Source organism: Pseudoxanthomonas sp. PXM04, from assembly GCF_014851695.1.
GTDB lineage: Bacteria > Pseudomonadota > Gammaproteobacteria > Xanthomonadales > Xanthomonadaceae > Pseudoxanthomonas_A > Pseudoxanthomonas_A beigongshangi.
Window position 1 is genome coordinate 262237 of the sequence record NZ_JACVAG010000001.1, and the last position, 24736, is coordinate 286972.

Annotated in this window: 19 protein-coding genes and 1 riboswitch; of the genes, 12 read left to right on the top strand and 7 right to left on the bottom strand. The window is 65.5% G+C overall.

Features of this window, described 5'->3' with window-relative positions; genetic code table 11:
* Positions 1-156 precede the first annotated feature (156 nt).
* The 6 genes from IB228_RS01235 to IB228_RS01260 all read left to right on the top strand — a co-directional run bounded on the left by IB228_RS01235 (position 157) and on the right by IB228_RS01260 (position 10252).
* Positions 157-3195, top strand: a complete 3039-nt coding sequence (locus IB228_RS01235; protein WP_183643951.1) for a TonB-dependent receptor — start codon at positions 157-159, stop codon at positions 3193-3195.
* A 343-nt stretch (positions 3196-3538) separates the two neighbouring features.
* Positions 3539-6583, top strand: a complete 3045-nt coding sequence (locus tag IB228_RS01240; RefSeq protein ID WP_183643948.1) for a TonB-dependent receptor — start codon at positions 3539-3541, stop codon at positions 6581-6583.
* A 66-nt stretch (positions 6584-6649) separates the two neighbouring features.
* Positions 6650-8221, top strand: a complete 1572-nt coding sequence (locus IB228_RS01245; RefSeq protein ID WP_192197347.1) for a sulfotransferase — start codon at positions 6650-6652, stop codon at positions 8219-8221.
* A 59-nt stretch (positions 8222-8280) separates the two neighbouring features.
* Complete coding sequence (locus tag IB228_RS01250; RefSeq protein ID WP_183644831.1) at positions 8281-8844, top strand: sigma-70 family RNA polymerase sigma factor; 564 nt, start codon at positions 8281-8283, stop codon at positions 8842-8844.
* Positions 8841-9341, top strand: coding sequence for an anti-sigma factor (locus tag IB228_RS01255; protein ID WP_183643942.1), 501 nt, complete (start codon positions 8841-8843; stop codon positions 9339-9341). The genes IB228_RS01250 and IB228_RS01255 overlap by 4 nt, the downstream gene beginning before the upstream one ends.
* 20 nt (positions 9342-9361) lie before the next feature.
* Positions 9362-10252, top strand: a complete 891-nt coding sequence (locus tag IB228_RS01260; RefSeq protein WP_183643939.1) for a DUF4097 family beta strand repeat-containing protein — start codon at positions 9362-9364, stop codon at positions 10250-10252.
* A 97-nt stretch (positions 10253-10349) separates the two neighbouring features.
* Here IB228_RS01260 and IB228_RS01265 read toward each other — a convergent pair whose 3' ends face one another.
* Both IB228_RS01265 and IB228_RS01270 read right to left on the bottom strand, forming a co-directional pair.
* Positions 10350-11180 carry a hypothetical protein gene (locus tag IB228_RS01265; protein WP_183644828.1) on the bottom strand — a complete coding sequence of 277 codons (831 nt, stop codon included), beginning with the start codon at positions 11178-11180 and terminating at the stop codon, positions 10350-10352.
* Positions 11181-11333: 153 nt separating this feature from the next.
* Complete coding sequence (locus IB228_RS01270; RefSeq protein WP_343227043.1) at positions 11334-12230, bottom strand: Hsp33 family molecular chaperone HslO; 897 nt, start codon at positions 12228-12230, stop codon at positions 11334-11336.
* A gap of 74 nt (positions 12231-12304) precedes the next feature.
* Between IB228_RS01270 and mtgA the strand changes: the two genes are divergently transcribed.
* From mtgA to IB228_RS01285, 3 genes are read left to right on the top strand one after another with little or no spacing between them, the layout of a single operon-like run.
* On the top strand, positions 12305-13078 hold the full coding sequence (gene mtgA / locus IB228_RS01275) for a monofunctional biosynthetic peptidoglycan transglycosylase (protein WP_192197349.1): 774 nt from the start codon (positions 12305-12307) through the stop codon (positions 13076-13078).
* Between the two features lie 7 nt (positions 13079-13085).
* Positions 13086-14114 (top strand): glycosyltransferase family 2 protein, encoded by a 1029-nt coding sequence (locus IB228_RS01280; protein ID WP_183643932.1) that lies wholly within the window; start codon positions 13086-13088, stop codon positions 14112-14114.
* Positions 14074-14502 carry a CBS domain-containing protein gene (locus IB228_RS01285; RefSeq protein WP_141453858.1) on the top strand — a complete coding sequence of 143 codons (429 nt, stop codon included), beginning with the start codon at positions 14074-14076 and terminating at the stop codon, positions 14500-14502. The genes IB228_RS01280 and IB228_RS01285 overlap by 41 nt, the downstream gene beginning before the upstream one ends.
* 3 nt (positions 14503-14505) lie before the next feature.
* Here the strand turns inward: IB228_RS01285 and IB228_RS01290 are convergent, their stop codons facing one another.
* From IB228_RS01290 to IB228_RS01310, 5 genes are all read right to left on the bottom strand, one after another.
* A complete protein-coding gene (locus IB228_RS01290; RefSeq protein ID WP_192197350.1) occupies positions 14506-16449 on the bottom strand; it encodes an AsmA family protein in 1944 nt (647 codons plus the stop codon).
* 86 nt (positions 16450-16535) lie between these two features.
* On the bottom strand, positions 16536-17207 hold the full coding sequence (locus tag IB228_RS01295) for a hemolysin III family protein (RefSeq protein WP_183643927.1): 672 nt from the start codon (positions 17205-17207) through the stop codon (positions 16536-16538).
* A 92-nt stretch (positions 17208-17299) separates the two neighbouring features.
* Positions 17300-18904 carry a peptide chain release factor 3 gene (locus tag IB228_RS01300; protein ID WP_192197351.1) on the bottom strand — a complete coding sequence of 535 codons (1605 nt, stop codon included), beginning with the start codon at positions 18902-18904 and terminating at the stop codon, positions 17300-17302.
* A 46-nt stretch (positions 18905-18950) separates the two neighbouring features.
* Positions 18951-19946: a peptidoglycan DD-metalloendopeptidase family protein gene (locus tag IB228_RS01305; protein WP_318288607.1), complete on the bottom strand. Its 996-nt coding sequence runs from the start codon at positions 19944-19946 to the stop codon at positions 18951-18953.
* Positions 19943-21031 (bottom strand): phytase, encoded by a 1089-nt coding sequence (locus IB228_RS01310; protein ID WP_192197352.1) that lies wholly within the window; start codon positions 21029-21031, stop codon positions 19943-19945. Before IB228_RS01310 ends, IB228_RS01305 begins: the two co-directional genes overlap by 4 nt.
* A gap of 111 nt (positions 21032-21142) precedes the next feature.
* Positions 21143-21261: riboswitch (SAM riboswitch) on the top strand.
* A gap of 78 nt (positions 21262-21339) precedes the next feature.
* Here IB228_RS01310 and IB228_RS01315 point away from each other — a divergent pair.
* The 3 genes from IB228_RS01315 to IB228_RS01325 are packed head-to-tail and all read left to right on the top strand — an operon-like array spanning position 21340 to position 24679.
* Entirely contained in the window at positions 21340-22386 is a 1047-nt protein-coding gene (locus IB228_RS01315) for a homoserine O-succinyltransferase (RefSeq protein ID WP_225562182.1), read from the top strand.
* Positions 22383-23603 (top strand): O-succinylhomoserine (thiol)-lyase, encoded by a 1221-nt coding sequence (locus IB228_RS01320; RefSeq protein WP_192197353.1) that lies wholly within the window; start codon positions 22383-22385, stop codon positions 23601-23603. Before IB228_RS01315 ends, IB228_RS01320 begins: the two co-directional genes overlap by 4 nt.
* Positions 23600-24679: a homoserine dehydrogenase gene (locus tag IB228_RS01325; protein ID WP_192197354.1), complete on the top strand. Its 1080-nt coding sequence runs from the start codon at positions 23600-23602 to the stop codon at positions 24677-24679. Before IB228_RS01320 ends, IB228_RS01325 begins: the two co-directional genes overlap by 4 nt.
* The last annotated feature ends 57 nt before the right edge of the window (positions 24680-24736 follow it).

Consider the following 24736-nt stretch of genomic DNA (forward strand, 5'->3'; position numbering starts at 1 on the left):
AGTTATTGATTTTTATGTATAAAAATATTGCAAAGGTAACTTTAATTACGGTTCAGGCTGTGAAAATTGCGTTACTCTCACTGTCAGCCGGCTCATAGAAGCCGGCAATCCTTTTGGCTTCCAAACATTTCTTGGAACAACAGAGAGAGAGAGTCAATGCGTAATCGAAAGTCCAGTCTCGTTCATGCCAGCATCAAGCGGACCGCCCTCAGCCTCGCACTCGGCGCCTGCTTCGTGGGCGGCGTTCACGCGCAGTCCAATACTTCGGGTGCCGTCGTCGGTCAGGCCGCCTCGGGCGATACCATCACCGTCGTCAACCCGAGCACCGGCTTCACCCGCACCATCACGGTCGGCGGAGATGGCTCCTATCGCTTCTCTGCATTGCCGACGGGCAAGTACACGGTGACCCGCAAGGCGGCCGATGGCAGCACCTCGAGCCGCGACATCTCCGTGAACATCGGTACCGCGGCCACGGTGAGCTTCGTCAGCGCCGGCGGCGGCGATGCGACCACCCTGGGCGCGGTTACGGTGACCGGTACCGGTTTCATCAACCCGATCGATGTCTCCTCGGTTGAGTCCACCACCATCCTGACCTCCGAGCAGATCGCCAAGCTGCCGGTGCCGCGCGATATCACCAGCGTTGCATTGCTGGCTCCGGGTACCGTCCGCGGCGACGCCGCGTTCGGCAACCTGGCTTCCTTCGGCGGTGCCTCGGTCGCTGAGAACGCCTACTTCATCAACGGCTTCAACGTCACCAACTCCTTCCGCAACCTCAACTTCGCCCAGGTCCCGTTCGAAGGCATTGCGGAGCAGCAGATCAAGACTGGCGGCTACGGCGCCGAGTTCGGTCGTTCGCTGGGCGGCGTGATCAACCTGGTCACCAAGCGCGGTAGCAACGAGTTCCATGCCGGTGGCAATGTGTTCTACAGCCCCGACAGCATGCGTTCGGCGGTGCCGAATGCCTACCTGCGCAACGGCACCCTGCGTTCTGACAATTCCAAGGATTCCGAGGAGAACGCGACCGTGGCGGTGTGGGCCAGCGGCGCGCTTGTCAAGGATCGCCTGTTTGCCTATGGCCTGCTGCAGTACGGCCGTACCGAAGCCGATTCCTGGGGCAACGTCCTGGCCTTCAACAACACCTACAACGAGACCAAGACGCCGACGTGGCTGGCCAAGTTGGACTGGTACCTGACCGACAACCACGTCCTGGAACTGACCGCGTTCTCGGACAAGACCGAGACGGATTCGGACGTGTACGGCAATACTCCCGGCGTGCTCAATCGCACGGGCAAGATTGGCACCGTGTTCACCGAGAACGGTGGCGAGAACTACGTCCTGAAGTACACGGGTTATCTGACCGACAACTTCACCCTGTCCGCCCTGTACGGTCATGGCGAGTTCTCGCGCTCGGTCCGCATGCGTACGGCAAGTGGCCTGGACGTTTCCTACGGCGGTGACCTGAACGTGCCCGCAACCGGCTGCCCGGTGATCGTGGATGCGCGTCCCGGCTATCGTCGTGCGCTGACGGGCACTTACGGCAGCACCTGCAACATCAGCGCCAACATCCCCTCGCTGGCCGGCGCCATCGATCGCGTTGACTCGGGCGATACCCGCGACCAGTTCCGTATCGACGCGGAATGGCAGCTGGGTGACCACCTGGTGAAGTTCGGCTTCGACCTGGATGATTACGAGTCCATCGCCGGTACGTCCATCGAAGGCGGTCGTGCATGGCGCTATTCGACGATCGACCCCGATACCGTTGCCAACAGTGGTGACGAAACCGACATCGTGCGCGAGCAGATCGTCAATCAGGGCGCCACGGTCAAGGTCGAGCAGCGGGCGTTCTACATCCAGGACAACTGGAACATCACCGACAACTTCATGGCGTATGTCGGCCTGCGCTGGGATAGCTTCAACAACAAGAACGGTGCCGGCCAAAGCTTCGTCAAGATCGACAACCAGTTCGGCCCGCGCCTGGGCTTCTCCTGGGACGTGAATGGCGACTCGACCTTCAAGATCTTCGGTAATGCCGGTCGCTACGCGCTGCCGCTGACCCCGAGCGTGGCCGTGCGTGGCGCCAGCGCCTCGCTGTTCACCCGCCAGAACTTCAACTACGTCAGCGTTGACCCTGTGACGGGCGCGCCGATTGATCCGGTGGCCCGTGGTCCGCTGAGCTACATCAACGGCGAATTCGGCGTTGGCAAGAATCCGGCGACCATTGCCGCGAAGAACCTCGATCCGATGTATCAGGACGAGTTCATCCTGGGTTTCCAGGCGCAGCTGACCGACCACTTCTCGCTGGGTGTCCGCGGTATTTATCGTGACCTGAAGCAGGCGATCGACGATACCTGTGACTACTCTCCGATCATGGCGGCCAACGGCTTCGAGCTGACGGATGATGGCTGGGTGAACGCGAACGGCGACGTCGCCAATATCCCGGGTGCGGGCTTCCCGTACTGCCGCATGTTCAACCCGGGCAAGGACGCGGTGTTCGTGACCGATCTGTTGGGCAATGGCCAGCTGACCACCAACACGATCGATGGCGCCCTCCTGAGCCCGAAGGCCAAGCGTACCTATTCCGCGATGGAAGTCTTCTTCGAAGGCAGCTGGGATAACTTCTTCCTGCAGGGTTCGTACACCTACGCCAAGAGCAAGGGCAACACCGAAGGTGGCGTTAAGTCGGACATCGGTCAGGATGACACCAGCGTCACGCAGGACTTCGACTACCTGGAGCTGACCACCGATACCTATGGCTACCTGCCGAACGATCGTCGCCACAGCCTGAAGGTGTTTGGTAACTATCAGTTCAACGAAGAGTGGTCACTGGGTGCGAACCTGCTGATCCAGTCCGGTCGTCCGGTGAACTGCCTGGGCGTTCTGACGCTGCCGGACGGCTCGCTGCACGGCTATGGCGCGTCCTTCATGCGTTGCAACAACGAGGCGGTTCCGCGCGGTACCGCAGGTCGCCTGCCGTGGACCAACTCGGTTGACCTGAACCTGGCCTACCGTCCGTCGTGGGCGGAAGGTCTCCAGTTCAAGGTCGACGTGTTCAATGCGTTCGGCTCGGACAAGTACACCTCGGTGAACGAGATCGGCGAAGACGGCACCACCGGTGCCCGTTCGGAAACCTATCTGCTGCCGGCATCGTTCCAGGCTCCGCGCTCGGTACGCTTCATGGTCCAATACGACTTCTAATCAAAGTCAGAAAAAATAGAACCACAGAGTTGCTTGAAGGCCACCCCTAGGGGTGGCCTTCTTTTTTTTGCATTGCACCATTGAGAATCCAGGTTACGTACTGAATGGCCTTTCACAGAAAGGATGCAAATATTAATTAAAGCGATTTGATGCGTGAGCGGGGCATACCAGGCGTAATTCGGAACAAAAACGACGGATTAATTCGGCTTTGTACGTGACTGATGAAGAACGAAACGGCCAGCGCTTTTAAAACCTTAAATAAGCGTTATTCTCGCCGCGCCAGATGTACGTGGCATGGGTTGGGTAGGCCAAGTCTTTAATTCATCTTCGCGGAGAGAGAAGCATGGTTGCCAAAACGAATATCAGCAAAATGCGTATGAAAAGAACCACGCTCGCACTTGCCCTCGGCTTGTGCGTCGTGGGTGGGGTCAATGCGCAGTCAAATACCGCCGGCGCGATCGCGGGACGAGCCAACGCCGGGGACACCATAACCGTTACCAACCCGAACACCGGTTTCTCGAGAACGATCACGGTGGGGTCGGATGGGCTCTATCGCTTCTCGGCGCTTCCAACCGGCCAGTACACAGTCACCAGCAGCGCGGGAGGTTCCCGTAATGTTTCGGTCAACGTGGGCGTGGCAGCCAATGCGGACTTCGTTAGCCGCGGGGACGGAAGTGCCACGACGCTGGACGCGGTGACCGTGGTCGGAAGTGGCTTCGTCAACCCGATCGACGTTACGTCGGTGGAATCGACCACCATCCTGACTTCGGAGCAGATCGCGCGTATTCCTGTTCCGCGAGATACCACCAGTGTCGCGCTTCTTGCACCGGGCACGGTGCGTGGCGATGCGGCGTTCGGCAACCTGGCTTCGTTCGGCGGTGCATCGGTTGCGGAAAACCAGTACTTCGTCAACGGCTTCAATATCACCAATTCGTTCCGAAGCCTGAATTTCTCACAGGTTCCTTTCGAAGCGATACAGGAACAGCAGATCAAGACGGGCGGTTATGGCGCTGAGTTTGGCCGATCGCTGGGCGGCGTGGTCAACCAGATCACCAAACGTGGTACCAATGAGTTTCATGCGGGTGCCAACGTCTTCTATACGCCGGAAAGCCTGACTTCCAATCCGCGCAACGTCTATCTGACTAACGGAACGCTGCGCGCAGACAACTCACGCGATGAAACCTGGAACGCAACCACCGCGGTTTGGGCCAGTGGCGCGCTGATAAAAGACAGGCTCTTTGCGTATGGCCTGGTCCAGTATGGTCGTACCGAGGCCGAGGCATGGGGCAATATCCTGGCTTCGACCAATACCAGCACGACAACCAAGAATCCGAACTGGTTGTTGAAGATGGATTGGAACATTACCGATAACAGTTTGCTGGAATTCACTGCTTTCTCCGACAAGCAAAAGCAGGATGCCGATACCTATCTCAACACCGTGGGGAGGGTGGATCGAAAGAACTACATCGGAACACTGCACAGCGAGCAAGGCGGCGAGAACTACGTGCTGAAGTACACCGGGTACTTCACCGACAATTTCACATTGTCCGCTCTCGCCGGACACGGTGAATTTTCGCGTAGTCAAAGCATCAAGACGGCGAGCGGGGAGAACGTCAGCTACAACGGCAACCTCAACCAGCCCGTCGGTGGTTGCCCGTTCATTCTCGATGTCCGCCCGGCCTATCGGCGTGCAGCTACCGGTGGGGCATACAGCAGCCAATGCAACATCGGCGCAGGCGCTTTGCTGCAGGCTGAAAATTCAAAGGACACCCGTGATCAGTTCCGTCTGGACGCCGAATGGCAGTTGGGCGATCACCTGTTGCGCTTCGGTTATGATCTGGACGACTACGAGTCCGTGGCGGGCCAGGCAAATGAGGGCGGCCGCCTCTGGCGCTACTCGACGGTCGATCCCACCCCGGGCGTGGACGGTGCGAACTCCGGCGATGAGTTCGATATTGTCCGTGAGCAAATCACCACGTCGGGAGCAAAGCTGAAGGTCAAGCAGCGCGCGTTCTATCTGCAGGATAGCTGGAACATTACCGACAACTTCATCGCCTATCTTGGTGTTCGCTGGGACAGCTTTGAGAACTTGAACGGTAGCGGACAGACATATGTCAAGATCGACAACCAGTTCGGCCCACGCCTGGGTTTCTCTTGGGACGTGAATGGCGACTCGACCTTCAAGCTGTTCGCCAATGCCGGTCGCTATGCACTCCCGTTGACGCCGAGCGTTGCCCTGCGTGGCGCGAGCGCATCCTTGTTCACGCGGCAGAACTTCAACTTCACGGGTGTTGACCCCGTCACGGGTGCGCCGCTGGGATTGACTCCGCGCGGAACCACCGGCCCTGCTTTCATCAATGGCGAAGATGGCCGCGGAAAGAACCCCGCGACGATTGCATCGAAGACGCTGGATCCGCAGTACCAGGATGAATACATCATTGGTTTCCAGGCCGCATTGACCGAGAACCTGACGTTGGGCGCTCGCGGTATTTTTCGTGAGTTGAAGCAGGCGATCGATGACAACTGCGACTACACGGCGATTCTGGAATACGCGGAAGCCAACGGCCTGGATCCGGTGATCCCGAATCCCGGCTTCCCTTATTGCCGCATGTTCAATCCGGGTGAGGATGCGGTGTTCGTGACTGACATCGAAGCCGACGGCACCCTGCGCACCATCACCATCCCCGGCGACCGTCTCAGCCCCAAGGCAAAGCGTACCTATTCGGCCCTGGAAATTTTCGCCGACGGCAATTGGGAAAAGTTCTTCCTGCAGGGTTCCTATACCTATGCGAAGAGCAAGGGCAACACCGAGGGTGGCGTGAAGTCGGATATCGGTCAGGCGGACACGAACGTGACGCAGGACTTCGACTACATCGAGTTGACGGAAAATACCTATGGCTACCTGCCGAACGATCGCAGGCATAGCCTGAAGCTGTTCGGCAACTACCAGATCACCGAAGAGTGGTCGGTGGGCGGCAACTTGCTGATCCAGTCGGGTCGTCCGTACAACTGCATTGGCGTCCTCGATCGTGACCCGAACCGTGCAGCCGGCGACCCGCCGAGCCTGCCGGCGCCGGACGGTACCTACAATCCGCACCCATACGGAGCCTCGTTCTTCCGCTGCAACAATATTCCTGTGCCGCGTGGTACTGCGGGGCGGTTGCCTTGGACCAGTACATTCGATTTGAACGTGGCCTATCGGCCATCGTTCGCCAAGGGGCTGCAGGTCAAGGTCGATGTATTCAACCTGTTTGACACGCAGAAAGTGGTGGCGGTGAACGAAATTGCCGAAGATCAGGCATCCGGTCTGCCCGTTGAAACATACCTGGCGCCTGTGACGTTCCAGGCACCGCGTTCGGTCCGCTTCATGATTCAGTACGACTTCTAAGGTCTTCAGACCTTCTCAAACAGGAGGCGGCCACCTCGGGGTGGCCGCCTTTTGTATGATCAAGGCATGAATCCATCGATTTCCGAGTTATCCCAGCGTGCCGAACAACTGGCCGGACAGGGCAATTGGCATGCGGCGCGGGAAGCCTACAAGGCGATTCTCGCGCGGCAGCCCGGACATGCAGGGGCATTGACCCAGCTTTCATATGTCGAATCCCTGCAAGGTCACTACCGGGCTGCGCGGGAATATGCATTGGGCGCGGCTGCGGCGAAGCCCAGAGAACTTCCGGTGCTGGCCGAACTCGCCAAGCGCCTGCGCACATTCAACGAGGCCGAGGTCTTGCAGGACTGCCTGCGTGGGCTGGGTGGCCTGGATCGGGTTCCGATCCCCTTGCTGCTGGCCTTTGCCGCCCAGCTGAGCTACCTCAATCGGCAGGAAGATGCCCTGCGGCTGCTGGACGAAGCCAAGCGCGCGGATCCGGATTATCCGCCGACGCTGATGGCGCGCGCGCAGATCCTGACCTATCTGGGTCGGTTCCAGGCGGCAGAACAAGACCTCCAGTACTGCCTGCGGCGCGCACCGGAAATCGCCCAGGCGTGGTGGCTGGTCTCCCGCCTGCGCAAGCAGAGCAAGGATGCGAACCATGTGGAGCGGTTGCGCCGCCTGCTGGCCGCGCCGGGCAAGCGTCCGGACGAGGTGGCGCTGCTGGCCTATGCGCTGCACAAGGAGCTGGACGACATTGGTGATTTCGCCGGCGCGGGCGAGGCATTGACGCTGGCCTGCCGGGCCAAGCGGTCGACGCTGAAATATCAGAGCGAGGAATCGCGGCGGCTGGTGGATGCGCTGATCGCGCTTCCCACGGGAACGGGCGATATGCGGACGCCAGGCGAGTCTGATGCGGGACGCGTGCCGATCTTCATCGTCGGCATGCACCGCTCCGGGACCACCCTGCTGGAGCAGTTGCTGGACGGGCATGGCGACATCCACGGTGTCGGCGAGTTGTACGACTTCACCAGTCAGATGCGCTGGGCGACCGACTACCACTGCCGAGGCGTCATCGACGAGACGCTGGCGCGGAAGGCGGCGGTGGGCGTGGACTATGCCGCGGCGGGGCAGGGCTATCTGCAGAAAATGGAATGGCGGCTGGGGAAGGAGCGCTTCTTCACCGACAAGCTGCCCTCCAACTTCCTCAACATCGGCTTCATCTGCCAGGCGTTGCCGCAGGCGAAGATCCTGCATATGGTCCGCGACCCGGTGGAGACCTGTTTCTCCAATCTGCGCGAGCTGTTCTCCGACGCCAATCCTTATTCCTACGACCAGGACGAACTGGCGTACTACCATCGGCAGTACGAGCGCCTGATGGCGCATTGGCGCCAGGCTTACCCCGGCCGGGTGCTGGACGTGGACTATGGCCGGCTGACCCGCGATACCGAGACGGTGCTGCGGGAAGTGGCCGATTTCTGCGGCTTAGAATTCGAGCCGGGCATGCTGGCGCTGCAGGAGCGGACCCGCGGGGTCGCGACGGCCAGCGCCGTGCAGGTGCGTGACCGGGTGGTCGCGCTGGAACGGCCCAAGTGGGCGCCCTACGAGGACTACCTGCAGCCGCTGATTCGCGGTCTGAGGGCGGAAACGGCTTAAACCTTTCCCGTCGGTGGCACATCCAAAGGGATATGCTGAACGCCGCCGTGACCGACCTGATGACCGACACGACCGCCCTGGCGGCCGCCGAGACCGACAATGGCCTGGTCCGGGCCGCCGTCGGCGGCGACATGCGCGCCTTCGAAGCGATTTACCGCCGGCATGCCAGCCGCATCCATGGCGTCATCCAGCGCCTGGTCGGTGGCCAGGGCGTGCGTGCGGATGACCTGACCCAGGAAGCCTTCGTGCGTGCCTGGCAGGCACTGCCAAAGTTCCGTTTCGAAAGCGCTTTCAGCACCTGGCTGCACCGGTTGGCGGTCAATACCGCGCTGATGGAACTGCGCTCGCGCCGGTCGCAGCCGCTGTTCGATGAAGACGAGGACCGCCTGGACGATCTGGGCATGGCCGATTCCGCGGGCCACCAGACCGCGCTCTCGCTGGATCTGGAACGGGCGGTGGCGACGCTGCCGCCACGCGCGCGCGCGGTGTTGGTGCTGTACGACGTGGAAGGCTGGAAACATGAGGAAATCGCCAGCGAACTGGGCATGGCGGTTGGCAGTTCCAAGGCGCAACTGCATCGCGCCCGGCAGCTGCTGCGCGAAAGATTGGGAGTAGAAGCATGAACGAAGAAAACGATCGCCTGCGCTGGCAGTTGAAGGGCCTGCGCCAGGATGTTCCACCGTCCCGCGACCTGTGGCCGGGTATCGCCGCCCGCATTGCGGAGCTGCCGCAGCCGTCCACTGGGTCTTCGGCAGGCCGGGAACGAGTTGCCAGCCTGCCTTTGCGCGCGCGTCGGCTGGTGCCCTGGGCGATGGCGGCCTCCGTCCTGTTGACCGTGGGCTTCCTGTGGCAGGCCACGCATCTGACATCGCCCCAGGAGGAGCCCCTGATCAGGCAGGAAGCGGTGCAGCTGACCCGCGACTACCAGGGAGCGCTGGCGCAGATCCAGGGGGCAGAGGCCCATCCGGAACTGGGGGGCGCCCTGCAGGAGCTCGATCGCAGCGCCGAGGAAATCCTTGCCGCGCTGGACCGCGCACCCAACACGCGCTTCCTGCTGGAGCAGTTGCGCCGCACCTATGCCAAGCGCCTGGCGTTGACCCAGCGCGCAATGATGAGTTGACCAAGGAGCCTCCCATGTACATGTTCAGAACTTCCGTGCTGCTGCTGTCGCTGGTCATGGCATGTCCGGCACTGGCCGGTACGCCGATCAACGAGAGTCGCCCGCTGGATCCGCGCGGGCGCGTGGACGTCAGCAACCTCAAGGGACGGATCCAGGTTCGCACCTGGGACCGGCCCGAGGTCAAAATCACCGGTACCCTGGGGGCCGGGGTCGAAAAGCTGGAGATCGACGGCGGCGGCGAACACCTGAATGTCTCCGTCGAGTACCCGAATGGCGGTGGCTGGGGGGAGCGCCGCAGCGAACCGACCGATCTGCAGCTCATGGTGCCGCTGCGCGCGGACCTCGAGATTGATTCGGTGTCGGCCGACGTCGATGTCGAGGGCGTGGCGGCGGGTTCGCTGTCGATCGAAGCGGTCAGCGGCCAGGTGGTGGCGATCGGCGCGCCGCGGAGCGCGGACATCAGTTCGGTCAGCGGCGATGTCCGTCTGACCCTCAACAGCGCGGAAGTCGATGCCCAGACCGTCAGTGGCAGCCTGACCCTCAATGGACGCCTGAATGGCGAGGTCACCGTCGAGAGTGTCTCCGGCAACGTCAATGTCGCCGTCAAGGATGAGCGCCTGCGCGAATTCAAGGCCAATACGGTCAGTGGCGATCTCCGGGTCAGTACCGGTGTGGCGCCCAAGGCGGAGTTCCACATGGAGACGGTCAGCGGCAACGTGCTGTTGATCGTGCCAAAGAACCTTTCGGCCTCGGTCCGGGGCGAAACCTTCAGTGGCGATCTGCGTGCGCCGGGGGTGAAGGTCGAGCGTGGCGCCGGACCGGGCGCCAGTTTCCAGACCCGCTACGGCAGCGGCGATGGCGACATCAGCCTGGAGACCTTCTCCGGCAATGCGGAGCTCCGCTTCGAGTAAGCCGCATTGGTATCCGGAAAGCAGAAAGGCCGCGGAAATCGCGGCCTTTCCTGTATCCGGGTTTTGTTGCAAGGAACCGTTCCGGGAGCCCGGTGAATCAGAGATCCTGCTCGTAGCGCACGTAGGGCACCGTGCCTTCGTCAGCCTTGTCGTTGCTCAGCGAGAACGGATTCTTGCCGCGGCTGATGACGTTTTCCGCGCCCACGGTCAACTGGCCGCTCCACGGGGTTCGCCAGGTGAAGCCCAGGCCCAGGCCTTCCCACTTGCCCGGCTGGCCCGGCACATCGATGACGCGGCCGATGATGTTGGCACTGAAGGGACCGTAGCCGCCGCCAACCGTGAAGGTCTTGCTGTTCCAGTGATCGGCGATCGCCGGCAGGTCCGACGCCGGCACCAGGCGGGCGCGCGCGACCGCGCCGCCGATGGAGACGAAGCCTTCGCGGCCGATGTTCTTCTCGCCGAACACCGCCAAATCGTTCTGCTCGACGCGTCCGCCGGAAACCTTGCCACCGGACAGCCAGACGGGGAGGGTGTCGCGACCGGTGCCGGCCGACAGGCCGAGACGGCCGCCGGGACGGCTGAGGGTCGCACCGGCGCTGATGCGCTGGCCGTTGGCTTCATCGCTGTCCAGTGCCGCCAGCATGCAGTGGCTGGCCAGGCTGCCGATGTTGCCGACGATGCCGCTCTGCCGGTTGCACACCAGGCCCAGCGAATCGCCGGCTTCCAGGCCGAAGGCCGCGCTCAGCGTGTTGCTGCCGAAGCGCCAGCGCGCGCCCGCGGAGGCTTCGCCGGTGGGCTCGAGCAGCAGCACGGCTTCGACCTTGCCGTTGGCGTTGTTCAGGATGGGGAGTGCGGTCGGCGCGGCGCGCTCGGACTTCTTCTGCTTGGTCTGCGCAGCCGCGCCCGTCGCCACGCCAAGGGCGAGCAGAACGGCTAACGGTAGTCGCAGATGACGCAGTTTCATGGCTCGCTTCAGACCCCGATCGTTGACGCGGAGTTCCCCTCCCGAAGGGGAACTGATGCTATGCCGTTTATGTTTCTTTAACAAGTCCCCACGACCCGCCTGCTTCCAAAAATAACGCTACTGGAGCCTGGCCGGGGCCTCGATTCCGACCGGCGGTTGGACAAAAAGTTCCGCGATCTGATTGGTATTGAATTGGTATTTCTGACCGCAGAACTCGCAACGAACCTCCGCCGTCCCGTCCACCAGCGCGGCGTGGGCTTCTTCTTCCCCCAGCGACTGCAGCATGGCCGCGACCCGATCACGGGAACAGGAGCAGCCAAAGCGCAGTGGCCGTTCGGCCATCCGTTCGGGAGCTTCCTCATGGAACAGGCGATGGACCAGCAGATGAGGAGGGGTGGCCAGGAGTTCGTCCTCGGACAGGGTGTCGAACAGCGCGCCGACCCGATGCCAGCCGTCGGCGTCGCCCTCGTCGCCGGGCAGCTTCTGCAGCATCAGGCCGGCGGCGCGTTCGCCGTCGCTGGCCAGCAGCAGGCGGGTCGGCAACTGCTCCGACTGGCGGAAGTAGTCCTCGAAGGCCCCGGCCAGCGATTCGGCGTCCAGCGACACCAGGCTCTGGTAGCGCTGCGGCTCGCGCGGGTCCAGGCCCGGGTTCTCGATGGTGATGGCCAGTAGGGCGTCCTCGCCGAGGTCGCGCAGGTCGCGCGGGGCGTCATGGCCGTCCTCGAGTTGGGCGATGCCACGCAGCGTGCCCGCCGCCGTGCATTCGGCGAACAGGGTGCGCAACGACGCGCGGCTGCGCAGCTGGATGGAGAGGCGGCCATCCACCTTGGTGTGTCCGGTGAACAGCACCGCCGCCGCGCTGGCTTCGCCCAGCAATGCCGCGGCGGCGGGGGGATAGGCCTGGTGCGAAAGCAGTTCGCGCCACGACTGATCCAGGTGCACGGTCACGCCGCGCACGCCGGCCTTGGGCAGCAGGAAACGGATCTGGGTGTCGTTGTCGGGGCTGGGGTTCACGAGGACTCCGGGATGCGGGAAAACCGGCCGCATCGGCATAATGCGGCATTGCGATGGCAAAGGATGGTGTGACGATGGGGGCGAATCCGGCCTTCCTCAAGACGGCGGGCCAGGAAGCGGGCGGGAGACCGGTCCGCCGCCGACGCCGCTGGGGCCGATGGCTGTTGGCGCTGCCATTCCTGTTCGCGGCGGCGAGCGTCCTGCAGGTCGTGGTCCTGCGCTTCGTCGACCCGCCGCTGTCGGCCTTCATGGTCGCGCGCCAGATCGAAGCCTGGTCCGAGGGCGACTGGGGTTTCCGCATCCAGCATGCCTGGCAGGATCTGGACAGGATTGCGCCGAGCCTGCCGTTGTCCGTGGTGGCGGCCGAGGATCAGAACTTCGCCGGGCACAACGGTTTCGATTTCAAGGCCATCGAGAAGGCGCGCGCGAGCAATGCCAAGGGGCGGCGGCTGCGCGGCGCCAGCACCCTCAGCCAGCAGGTCGCCAAGAACCTGTTCCTGTGGCAGGGCAGCAGCCGGCCTTCGCGCTGGGTACGCAAGGGATTCGAGGTCTGGTACACCTTGCTGATCGAGACCTTCTGGCCGAAGTCGCGGATCCTGGAAATGCACGTGAACATCGCCGAGTTCGGCGACGGCGTCTACGGCGCCCAGGCGGCCGCCCGCCGCTACTGGGGCAAGGACGCATCGCGCCTGTCGCCCGCCGAGAGCGCGCGGCTGGCGGCGGTGCTGCCGGCGCCGCGCCGCTACAACGCGCGCAATCCCGGGCCTTACGTGCAGCGCCGGGCCAACTGGATCCAGCGCCAGGTCCGCCAGATCGGTGGCACCGGGTATCTCGAGCAACTGGACTGAGCGAGCCATGAGCGATGATCTGCTGACGGTAGTGGTCGCGGCGCGCAACGAAGCCGATGCGCTGCCGTTGCTGCACCCGCGGCTGGCGTCCACGCTGGAGGGCATGGAAGGCAGCCTGCGCGCGCGCGTGGTGTACGTGGACGACGGCAGCACCGATGCGACCTGGGCGGTCATGCAGCGGCTGGCGGCGCAGGATCCGCGGGTGTCGCTGCTGCGGCTATCGCGCAACTTCGGCAAGGAGGCGGCGCTGACCGCCGGGCTGGATCAGGTCCACGCGGGTGCGGCGATCATCCTGGACGCGGATGGGCAGGACCCGCCGGAACTGATTCCCCGCTTCGTCGAACTTTGGCGGCAGGGCTACGACAACGTGCATGGCACCCGCAGCGAGCGCGAAGGCGAGGGCTGGCTCAAGCGTTCGACCGCGCACCTGTTCTACCGCGTCATCGGCCGGCTCTCCAAGACGCCCATCCCGGCCGACACCGGCGATTTCCGCCTGCTGTCGCCGCGCGCGCTGGAGGCGTTGCGCGGGTTGCGTGAGCGCCACCGCTTCATGAAGGGGCTGTTCGGCTGGGTGGGCTACCGCCAGACCGCCATCGCCTACCGGCGCGAGCCTCGGCTGGCGGGCGACACCAACTTCGGTTTCTGGAAGCTGTGGAACTTCGCCCTGGAGGGCATCACCAGCTTCTCCACCGCGCCCCTGCGGGCGGCGACCTACCTGGGTGTGCTGACCGCGCTGCTGGCGTTCCTGGCCGCGCTGTGGGTGGTGGTCAAGGCGATGCTGTGGGGCGACCCGGTGGCCGGCTGGCCGACGATGATGGCGGTCATCCTGTTCCTGGGCGGCGTGCAACTGGTCGCGCTGGGCATCATCGGCGAGTACCTGGGCCGGCTTTACGAGGAGTCCAAGCAGCGCCCGCTGTACCTGGTCGATGTATGGCAACCCGGCGCCGCAGGAGTATCCTTGGGCCAGCCCTCTCGACCATCCGATGGAGGCAGTCATGCGCACGGTTCGCCAGTTGTTGGGGGCCAAGAGCCCTGAGGTTTTCGCGGTTTCCCCGGACGATTCGGTGCTCGACGCCATCAAGTTGATGGCGCAGAAAAGCGTGGGCGCGGTGCTGGCCATGCAGGGAGCCAGACTGTGCGGCATCGTTTCCGAGCGTGACTACGCACGCAAGGTGGTGCTGCAGGGGCGTTCCTCGGCCAACACGCCGGTGCGCGACATCATGACCGGGCGGGTGATCACCGTCGGCCCGGACGACACGGTCGATCGCTGCATGCAGATCGTCACCGAACACCGCATCCGCCACCTGCCGGTGCTGGAAGGCGATCGCGTGGCCGGCGTGATCTCGATCGGCGATCTGGTCAAGGCGGTGATCGAGGACCAGCAACTGGAACTGGACCAACTGCAGCGCTACATCGCCAGCTGACGCTCAACGCGCGTACTGGCCGCCGCAGCCGGCGTCCTTGCCCGGACCCAGTTCCAGGGTGGCCAGCAGCGCGGCCGGCGGCGCGATGCTGCCCAGCGCCAGCGCGGTCGCGCCGCGCAGGCCCAGGCGCTTGAAGTCGGGACGGAACGAGGGATCCCGGAAGGTGCCCTGCACCACCAGCGGAGAACGCAGGGCCAGGATGCTGCGGTCCTTCGGTCGCGGCCGCAGTTCCAGATCCAGGGTTTCCTCCTTCAGGCTGATATCGCCCTTGCCGACGATCAGCGTGTCGGTGGTATCGAAGGCCAGCGTGCGCGCGTGCATCACGCCGTCCTGCACGGCGAAGTCGCCGAACGCGCAGCGTACCGGAACGGTCTTGTCCCTGGTCAGCAGGAACTTGAGCGACTCGGCGACGTCCAGTCCGGCGAGTTCCATCAGCAGGTTGCTGATCCGGCCCTGGCCCATGCCGATCGCGATGTCGCCGTCGGCGCTGCCGAGAATGCGCGCGACCGAGTTGCCGGTGCCGGTGATGGCGACATCGCCGCCGATGCGGCCGATGGCCGTGCGGGTGATTTCGGCATCCGGGAACAACCGCGCCAGGTTCAGCCGGCGCAGCGAGATGTCGGCGCGGGTACGGATGGTGTCGGTGCGCGCATCCATGCGGATGTTCGAGCGGATGTCGCCTTCGGCGACGCCGAAGTTGAGCGGATCCAGGTGCAGCAGGCCGCCGTCCAGGCGCAGGTGCGCGTCCATGTCGTCCAGGGGCAGTTTCGGCGCGTTGATGCGATGTGCCTTCCAGCGCACGTCCGCATCCATCGCGCGCAGCTTGGCCAACTGGTAGGGCGTGTCAGGAAGCACGCGCGCATCGGCGCGCTGCTCGGCCGCTTCGGCCTTTTGTTCGGCGTTGCTGGTTTCCTCGCCACCGGTCTGCGGCGCCGCGCCCACGAAGCCGGCCAGATCGTCGAAGTCGAGGCGTCGCGAGACCAGATCCGCTTTCAGCAATGGACGCGCGCGGCCGACCGTCACGCTGGCCGAACCGCCAAGATCGCTGTCGCCGACCTGACCGGTGAAGCCGTCGTAGCGCCAGGTATTGCCGTCGCGGGTGAAGCGTCCGTCCAATCGGTATGGGGGCGTGGGTGGGATGGCGATGCCAAGCAGCGGATACAGATCCTGCATGTCGCGGCCGGCCAATTGCAGCTTCAGATCGAAGCCGCGCAGGCGCAGCGGATCCAGCAGGCTGCCACGGGCGTGGGCGCGGGTGGCGCCGGCCTGCGCGCGCAGGTCGATGCGATAGGGTTGGCTGGCATCGCGCAGCGCCAGCGGCGAGGCGGCCTGTCCCTGCAGCCGGAAGGGCTCGCCGCTCCAATGGCCGCCTCCATCGATGGCCACCGATGGCGCATTTTCCTTGCCGGGCGACGCCACGCTGTTCAACCAGATATCGATGTCGGTTTTTTCCGGCGCGTCGAGATAGCGCAGGCGACCGTCGCGGACCCAGAGGCGATGGAAGCGCAGATCCGTCTCGCCGGAAGCCCCGAAGTCCCAGTTGCCCTTGTCACCCGGTCCGGTTTCCAGGCGCAGGGTGGGTTCGATCAGGCGGATCTCGGGAATGCGGACCTGTCCCCGCAGCAGCGGCCAGATTTCGATGTCCAGTTCCGCCCGCCGCGCCGCCGCCATGGTCGGTTCCCGCGACCATGCCGCGTTGCCGAAACGCAGCGCGTCGCCGCGCACGGTGGTGACGCGCCCAAGGTCCACGTCCAGGTTGCCGCCAATGCGGAATTCGCGGCCGGTACGGGCCTGGACCTGCCGTTCGAGCGGACCCTTGAACCAGTTCCAGTCGAACAAGGCGATCAGCACGGCCACGAGCGCCACCAGCAGCGCGAGGACCATGCCCGTGCGGCGTGAGGGCCGGGGCCAGCGGAATGGCGTCTTGCGGGCAGGGACGCGATTCATGCGCCCACTTAGCCAGCGCGGTTGTTCAGGCCATGCGAAAGCCGGGTCAAGCCGGGTTTCGCGTGTTCAGCCGGCGTGCGGCGCGCTCAGCCGCCGGCCAGGCGCGGCCGCAGGACCTGTTCGGTGACCGCGATGTAGTGGCAGACGCTGCCGGCGATCACGAACAGGTGCCAGATCGCGTGCGAATAGCGGATCGACTCGCGATGGTAGAAATAGGTGCCCAGGGTGTAGAAGAGGCCGCCGGCCAGCAGCCAGCCCAGGGTCCAGGCATCGAGCGAGGTCAGCATCGGCTTGATGGCCACCATCACCAGCCAGCCCATCGCGATGTAGATCAGCGTGGACAGCAGCTTGAAGCGGCCGGTGTAGAACAGCTTGAAGATCACCCCGCCCACCGCCAGCGTCCAGATCGCCGCGAACAGGCTCCAGCCCCAGGGACCGCGCAGGCCGATGAGGGTGAACGGCGTGTAGGTGCCGGCGATCAACAGGTAGATCGCGCAGTGATCGAACACCTTCAGGCGGCCCTTGGCGACTGGGTGCTGGATGGCGTGGTAAAGCGTGGAAGCCGTGTACAGCAGCAACAGGGTCACGCCGAACACGATCGACGCGCCGAGTTGCCAACCGTCGCCGTAGATGGCGGCCAGGGTGATCAGCACCGCGCCACCGGCCAGGGCGGCCATCGCGCCCAGGCCATGGGTCAGGGCGCTGGCGATCTCGTCACGGATGTGCGCGGCGCGCGGATGGGAGTGTTCGGCGGTCATGCGCGGACGTTACCGCAATGCAGCAAGCGCTGCATCCATACGCCGCCCGTGTCTTCAGCATGGAGCCGGAAAACACGGGCGGCGCGCGGCGATCAATCCACCGCGGCGGCGTGCGCGTGTTCGCGGGTGGCCAGGAACTGCACGGCCGGCGCGCGTTCCTGCGCCAGTTGCAGGTTGACCCGCGTCGGCGCGAGGTAGACCAGTTGCCCGGCGGCGTCGACGGCCAGGTTCATCGCGTTCTTGTCGCGGAACTCTTCCAGCTTCTTCGCGTCGTCGCAGCGGATCCAGCGGGCGGTGGCGACGCTGACGTTCTCGAAGCTAGCGTCCACGCCGTACTCGTCCTTCAGGCGGTAGGCGACCACGTCGAACTGCAGCATGCCGACCGCGCCGAGGATGAGGTCGTTGCTCATCAGCGGGCGGAAGAACTGGGTCGCGCCTTCCTCGCTGAGCTGGGCCAGGCCCTTCTGCAACTGCTTGAGCTTGAGCGGATCCCGCAGGCGCGCGCGGCGGAACAGTTCCGGCGCGAAGTTGGGGATGCCGGTGAAGCTCAGCGATTCGCCCTCGGTGAAGGTGTCGCCGATCGAGATGGTGCCGTGGTTGTGGATGCCGATGACATCGCCCGGCCAGGCCTCGGCGGCGATCTCGCGATCGCTGGCCATGAAGGTCAGTGCGTTGGCCAGCTTGATGTCCTTGCCGCTGCGCACGTGGAAGGCCTTCATGCCGGCTTCGAAACGACCCGAGCACACGCGCATGAAGGCGACGCGATCGCGGTGCTGCGGATCCATGTTGGCCTGGATCTTGAAGACGAAGCCGGTCAGCTTGTTCTCGGTCGGCTGCACGTTGCGGCCGGTGGTTGCGCGGGCCTGTGGCGAGGGCGCGTGCTCGACGAAGAAGTCCAGCAGCGGCTGCACGCCGAAGTTGTTCACCGCCGAACCGAAGAACACCGGGGTCTGCCGGCCTTCGCGATAAGCCTGCAGATCGAAGGGATGCGAGGCGCCCTGCACCAGTTCCAGTTCGTCGCGCAGGCTGGCCAGCATCTCGGCGCCGATGCGCGCTTCCAGCTGCGGATCGTCCAGCGAGGCGAAGATGGTCGAATCCTGGCGGGTGAAATTGCGGCCCTGCTCGTACAGGTGGACCTCGCCGGTCAGCAGGTGTACCACGCCCTTCAGGCGGCTGCCCATGCCGATCGGCCAGGTCACCGGCGCGCACTGGATGCCAAGCACGCGCTCGACTTCGTCCAGCAGTTCGATCGGCTCGCGGCCTTCGCGGTCGAGCTTGTTGATGAAGGTCATGATGGGGGTGTCGCGCAGGCGGCACACTTCCATCAGCTTGATGGTCCGCTCTTCCACGCCCTTGGCCACGTCGATGACCATCAGCGCCGAGTCCACCGCGGTCAGCACGCGGTAGGTGTCTTCGCCGAAGTCGGCGTGGCCGGGCGTGTCCAGCAAATTGACGATCTTGCCTTCGTACGGGAACTGCATGACCGAGGAGGTGACCGAGATGCCACGCTCCTTTTCCAGCGCCATCCAGTCGGAGGTGGCGTGGCGGGCGGCCTTGCGGCCCTTGACCGAACCGGCCATCTGGATCGCGCCGCCGAACAGCAGCAGCTTTTCGGTCAGCGTGGTCTTGCCGGCGTCAGGGTGGGAGATGATGGCGAAGGTGCGGCGGCGCGCGGCTTCGGTGGCGACTTCGGACATGGCAAGGGCGCCCGCGCGGGCGCTGGGAGACGGGGAAAGTCGCGAATTATAGCGGGTTGGCCCGGTCCGCCGGGGCGGCGCCGGCGGGCGGTTCGATGGGACCGGATCCGGCGTGCTGGCTGGGGAACTGGAGTTGGCCCAGCGGGCCGAACATCCTGAACGGAATGGATTCCAGCGCCATGCCGCGGTTCACCTGGACCACGAAATGCAGGTGCGGGGCGGTGCTGAACCCGGTGTTGCCGGACAGCCCGATGCGCTGCCCCTTGCGCACGTACTGGCCCTCGCGCACCTGCACGCCTTCCGGCTTGAGATGCGCGTAGACGGCCATGCTCCCGTCGCCGTGGACGATGCGGATGAAATTGGCGCGGCCGCCGAATCGTTCGCGGTTCAGGCCGGCCTTGTCGAAGTCGGACTCCACCTGCATCACCATGCCCTCGCGCGCGGCGAGGATCGGCGTGCCCACCGGGACCGCGAAGTCGATGGCGTACAGGTTCTGCGCGTCGTTGTGGCTGAATCCGCCGCCCGGGCCCTGGTCCACCCGCACCCGCCCGTATTCGAAGGGCAGGCGGTATTCGTAATCCTGGCCGTGCGCGGCGGGGTCACCGGGCAGGGAGTCCAGCGCCAGTTCGAAATCGCCGCCACGCAGGGGATCGCGCATCGAAATGCTGGCGACCAGGACGCTGCTGCGCGCCGGCACCACCGCGGTCGCCGGCAGCGCCGGCTGGGCGGCGACGTTGCTGTTGCGCTTGAAACCCAGGCGCACCTCGACCGGCCCGTGCAGCAGGTTGTCCGCCCACGCCTGGTAGCGCAGGCCGCTGCGTTCCAGCCGCAGCCGCACTTGCGCGCTGGGGGCGTTGTGGAAGCGCAGCACGTCCACGCTGGCATCCACCAGTTCGCCGGCCTCCGGCGGTTTGTCGCCGTACTGGGTATAGCCGTGCTTGTCCTTCCAGCGGTACAGCCGCGCCGCCTCGCCGGGGACGGCGCCAGCGAGCAGCGTGGCGGCGGCGAGGCAGAGCAGGGACGTGCGCAGGGCGGGGTTCACGGCAGGCAGTCGTTTCCGAGGTTCAGGGCGCGCGCGACGTCACGCAGGTCGAACGCGGCCAGTGATTGATCATTGTGCAGGGCGAACAGCGCACCGGCCGGGAAGCGCCGGGTTGATGCCGCGTACAGGGTCTCACCATCGGTGTTGCTGACCTGTTCACCGCGGAAGATACCGCGCGGTGCCAAGCTGGTGCGATCGAATACGCGGAACAGGGTGGGGGTGAGCTGGTCCACCGCGATCCAGTAGCCGCGATCGACCGCGCAGGGCCACAGCGCGATGCCCTCGGCGTCCGCGTCGAACGCGGGAAGGCTGAGTCCGCGGTACCGCCCGGACAGGGTGTAGTCGCGCAGGGTCGAACCGACTCGGCGGTCCTCGTCCGCGATCAGCAGCCGGTCGTGCAGGGGATCCCCGGCGATGGATTCGACCATGCGCAACGCGCCGGCCTCGTCGGTCGCACCGAAGCTTCCCAGCAGGCGCCACCGCACGCTTCCGTCCCCGTCTTCCTCGACGCGGAAATGCTTAATGCGCTGGTCGAGCTCGCTGAGCGGCGGCAGCTTGCCGGTGCGGAAGTCGGCCATGAAGCTGTCGGTGACGAACAGTTCCAGCTGGCCGGGTCCGGTTTCGTCCAGCCAGAGCCCGTAGGGCACCTTCAGCGCGTCCTGGCCGATCTGCGCCACCGGGGTGAATTCCGGCAGGCGCATCACCTGCACCCGGTGGTTGTCGCGTTCGGCGACGAACAGCAGGTCGCCGAACACGGCGATGCCGTTGGGCCGGTTGAACTGTCCCGGTGCCTGGCCCGGGCCGCCGACCGTGCGCAGGCGTTCGCCGGTGTCGCCGTCGTACACCGCCAGGCGGTGGCTGGATTTGGCGGTGGCGATCAGCCAGACCCGTCCGTCTTCGGTCGGCCAGGCGGCCAGCGAGTCTAGTTCGTCTTCCGGGACCGGGGCGGAGACCCAGGCTTCGGGGACGATGACGTCGGCGGCGGTGGTCGGCGTCGGTGCGGGAGGGCGGGAGGTGTGGTGGCTCTGGGTGGCGCAACCGGCCAGCAGGGCCAGGGCGCCCGCAAACAGGTATTTCCGGGTCATGGCGGGATTATGCGGCATGGGTCACGGAGCCGGGAGGGGCATCACGGAAGATCCATCGCTCCATCCGCATAAAGCGATTGACATTGGGAAAAGCCGCTGGCAAAGTGCCGGTCACCATCGAGACCGGCAGAGGGACAGGCCCGAAGAAGCCGGGGCAACCAGCGATGCGCAAGCGTCGTGGTCGGTGCCAAATCCTGCGGGGACCTTTGCGTCTGCCCGAAAGATGGTTCGTACCGTGCCTCTGCACGGCGAACGCGAGCTCCGCGAAAGCTCGATGGCCGCAAGTCCCCTCTTCACCGGACACCGCCATGAGCTTCGCCACCGCCGCCGCGTCTTCCCTGTCTTCCGTGCCCGCGTCCTGTACGGCCGATGCCGTTCTCCTTGCCCAGGACGGCATCACCGCCCGCCGTGGCGAAATCGCGCTGGAACTGGACATGCGCCACGCGGGCCGGCATCTGATCCGGCTGCGCTATGAACTGTCGGGCGCGGTGGACGCGCCGGTGGTGTTCGTCGCCGGCGGCATTTCCGCGCACCGGCACCTGGCCGCCAGCGCCACGTTCGCGGAAAAGGGCTGGTTGAACGATCTGGTCGGCACCGGCCGCGCGCTGGATCCGGCACACCGCTGCCTGCTGGCGATCGATTTCATCGGCGCCGACGGCAAGCTCGACGCGCCCATCGATACCGCCGACCAGGCCGACGCGATAGTGAAGCTGCTGGACGCGCTGGGCATCCGCCAGCTGCATGCCTTCGTCGGCTATTCCTATGGCGCGCTGGTGGGCCTGCAACTGGCGGTGCGCCATCCGGCACGGCTGGCAAAGCTGGTGGCGGTCAGCGGCGCGCACCGCGCCCATCCGTATGCCGCCGCCTGGCGCGCGCTGCAGCGTCGCGCGGTCAGCCTGGGCCAGCTGCAGTGCGCCGACGCGGCAGGACTTTCGCTGGCGCGCCAGTTCGCCATGCTCAGCTACCGCACGCCGGAAGAATTCGAGGAGCGCTTCGACGCCGCTGCCGAGATCGTGCATGGCCGCGTGCGCTGCGCCGCCGAGGACTACCTGGACGCCGCCGGCGCGCAGTACGTGGCGCGCACCCCGGTCACCGCCTACCTGCGCCTGTCCGAATCCATCGACCTGCATCGCATCGATCCGGCCGCCGTGCGCGTGCCCACCACGGTGGTCGCGGTCGAGGGTGACCGGCTGGTGCCGCTGTCCGATTCCGTGGCCCTGGTCGAGGGACTGGGCACGCGGGGCAACCTGCGCGTGCTGCGCTCGCCCTATGGCCACGACGCCTTCCTGAAAGAAACCGATCGCATCGACGCGATCCTCAGCACTGCCCTGCGCGGCAACGGAGAAAACGCATGAGCCAGTTCGACGCCGCCGGCGACAACCCCTGTCGTCCCGCCACCGCCGCCGTCCGCGCCGGCATCGACCGCGATACCGCCTACGGCGCGGTGACGCCGCCCATCGTGCTGTCGTCGAACTTCAGCTTCGACGGCTTCGGCAACAAGCGCGAGTACGACTACACCCGCAGCGGCAACCCGACGCGGGATCTGCTGGGCGAGGCGCTGGCCGAACTGGAAGGCGGCGTTGGCGGCGTGATCACCTCCACCGGCATGGGCGCGATCAACCTTGTCCTCAACGCGCTGCTGCAGCCGGGCGATCGCCTGGTGGTGCCGCATGACGCGTACGGCGGCAGCTGGCGCCTGTTCAACGCGCTGGCGAAGAAGGGCCACTTCGAGCTGATCACCGCCGACCTGACCGACCCGCGCTCGCTGGCCGACGCACTGGCGCAGTCGCCGCGGCTGGTGCTGATCGAGACGCCCTCCAACCCGTTGCTGCGGATCACCGACCTGCGGTTCGTCATCGATGCCGCGCACAAGGCCGGCGCATTGACCGTGGTCGACAACACCTTCCTGTCGCCGGCCTTGCAGAAGCCGATTGAGTTCGGCGCGGATCTGGTGGTGCATTCGACCACCAAGTACATCAATGGCCACAGCGACGTGGTCGGCGGCGCGGTCGTCGCGCGCGATCCGGAAGTGCACCAGCAACTGGTGTGGTGGGCCAACGCGCTGGGCCTGACCGGTTCGCCGTTCGACAGCTTCCTGACCCTGCGCGGCCTGCGCACGCTGGATGCGCGCCTGCGCGTGCACCAGGAGAACGCCGACGCCATCGCCAGCCTGCTGGACGGGCATCCGGCGGTATCGAAGGTGTACTTCCCCGGGCTGGCCTCGCATCCGGGGCACGCGCTGGCGGCGCGCCAGCAGAAGGGCTTCGGCGCGATGCTGAGCGTGGAATTGCATGGCGGCGAAGCGGCCGTGCGTGCGTTCGTGGAAGGCCTGCGATATTTCACCCTGGCCGAATCGCTGGGAGGGGTGGAGAGCCTGGTAGCGCACCCGGCTTCGATGACGCATGCGGCGATGACCGCCGAAGCGCGTGCCAAGGCGGGCATTTCCGATGGCCTGCTGCGCCTGTCGGTTGGTATCGAGGCCACCGAGGATCTGCTGGCCGATCTGTCCGCCGGCCTGGCGCGCGCGCAGCGCGCCGCCGCGGAGGCCGATCGAAAACTCGCCGACGCATGAGCGCAGTCGTCCAGCTTCCGGCGGCGCGCCGCCGGCCGTCGCCGCGCCTGGCGCTGCTGGGCACCGGCGTGGTCGGCAGCGCATTCGTGGATCGCTACGGTCGTCTGAGCGAGCGCATCGAGGGCCTGCCCGAGTTCGCCTGGCTGGCCAACTCGCGCAGCATGCAGGCCTGCGCCGCCGCGCCCGCCGATGCGCTGGATGCCGCCCGCGCCGCGCCGGCGCGCGATGCGGAACTGCCGCCGTGGGCGGAAGCCGAATCGCTGCGCGACGGCGACATCATCGTCGATGCCACCGCCAGCGACGCGGTGGCCGATTGGCACGCCGAATGGCTGGCGCGCGGCATCCACGTGGTCACTGCCAACAAGCTGGGCAACGGTGGCGCGCTGGTGCGTGCACAGGCCATCCAGCGCGCGCGCCGGGATTCGGGCGCGCATTACGGCGACAGCGCCACGGTCGGCGCGGGCCTGCCGCTGCTGCGCAGCCTGCGCGCGCTGGTCGCCGGCGGCGATCGCATCCATCGGGTGGAAGGCGTGCTGTCCGGTTCGCTGGCGTGGCTGTTCAATCATTACGACGGCATGCGGCCGTTCTCCGGCTTCGTGCGCCAGGCGCGCGAGGCCGGCTACACCGAACCGGATCCGCGCATCGATCTGTCCGGCGAGGACGTGCGCCGCAAGCTGCTGATCCTGGCGCGGGCGGCCGGCCTGCCGTTGCAGTCGGAAGACGTGAAGGTCGAGTCGCTGGTGCCGGCGGCATTGGCAACGCTGACGATCGCCGAGCTGGACGGGGCGCTTGGCCAGTTCGACGCGCCGCTGGGCGCGCATTTCCGCGAGGCCTACCGCAACGGCGAAAAGCTGCGTTTCCTGGGGCGTTTCGACGCCGAAGGCGCCAGCGTCGGACTGCGCACGCTGGCCGCGGATCATCCGCTGTGCGGCGGTGGCGGCACCGACAATCGGGTCGCGATCTTCAGCGATCGCTATCCGGACCAGCCGCTGGTGGTGCAGGGCCCGGGCGCGGGCGCGGAAGTGACCGCGGCCGCGTTGCTGGATGACGTATTGGCGATCACCGCCAACCCGTAGAGCCGAGCTTGCTCGGCTGGCGGGGAGGTTGCGGAGAAAGGGCAGCGGAGCAAGCTC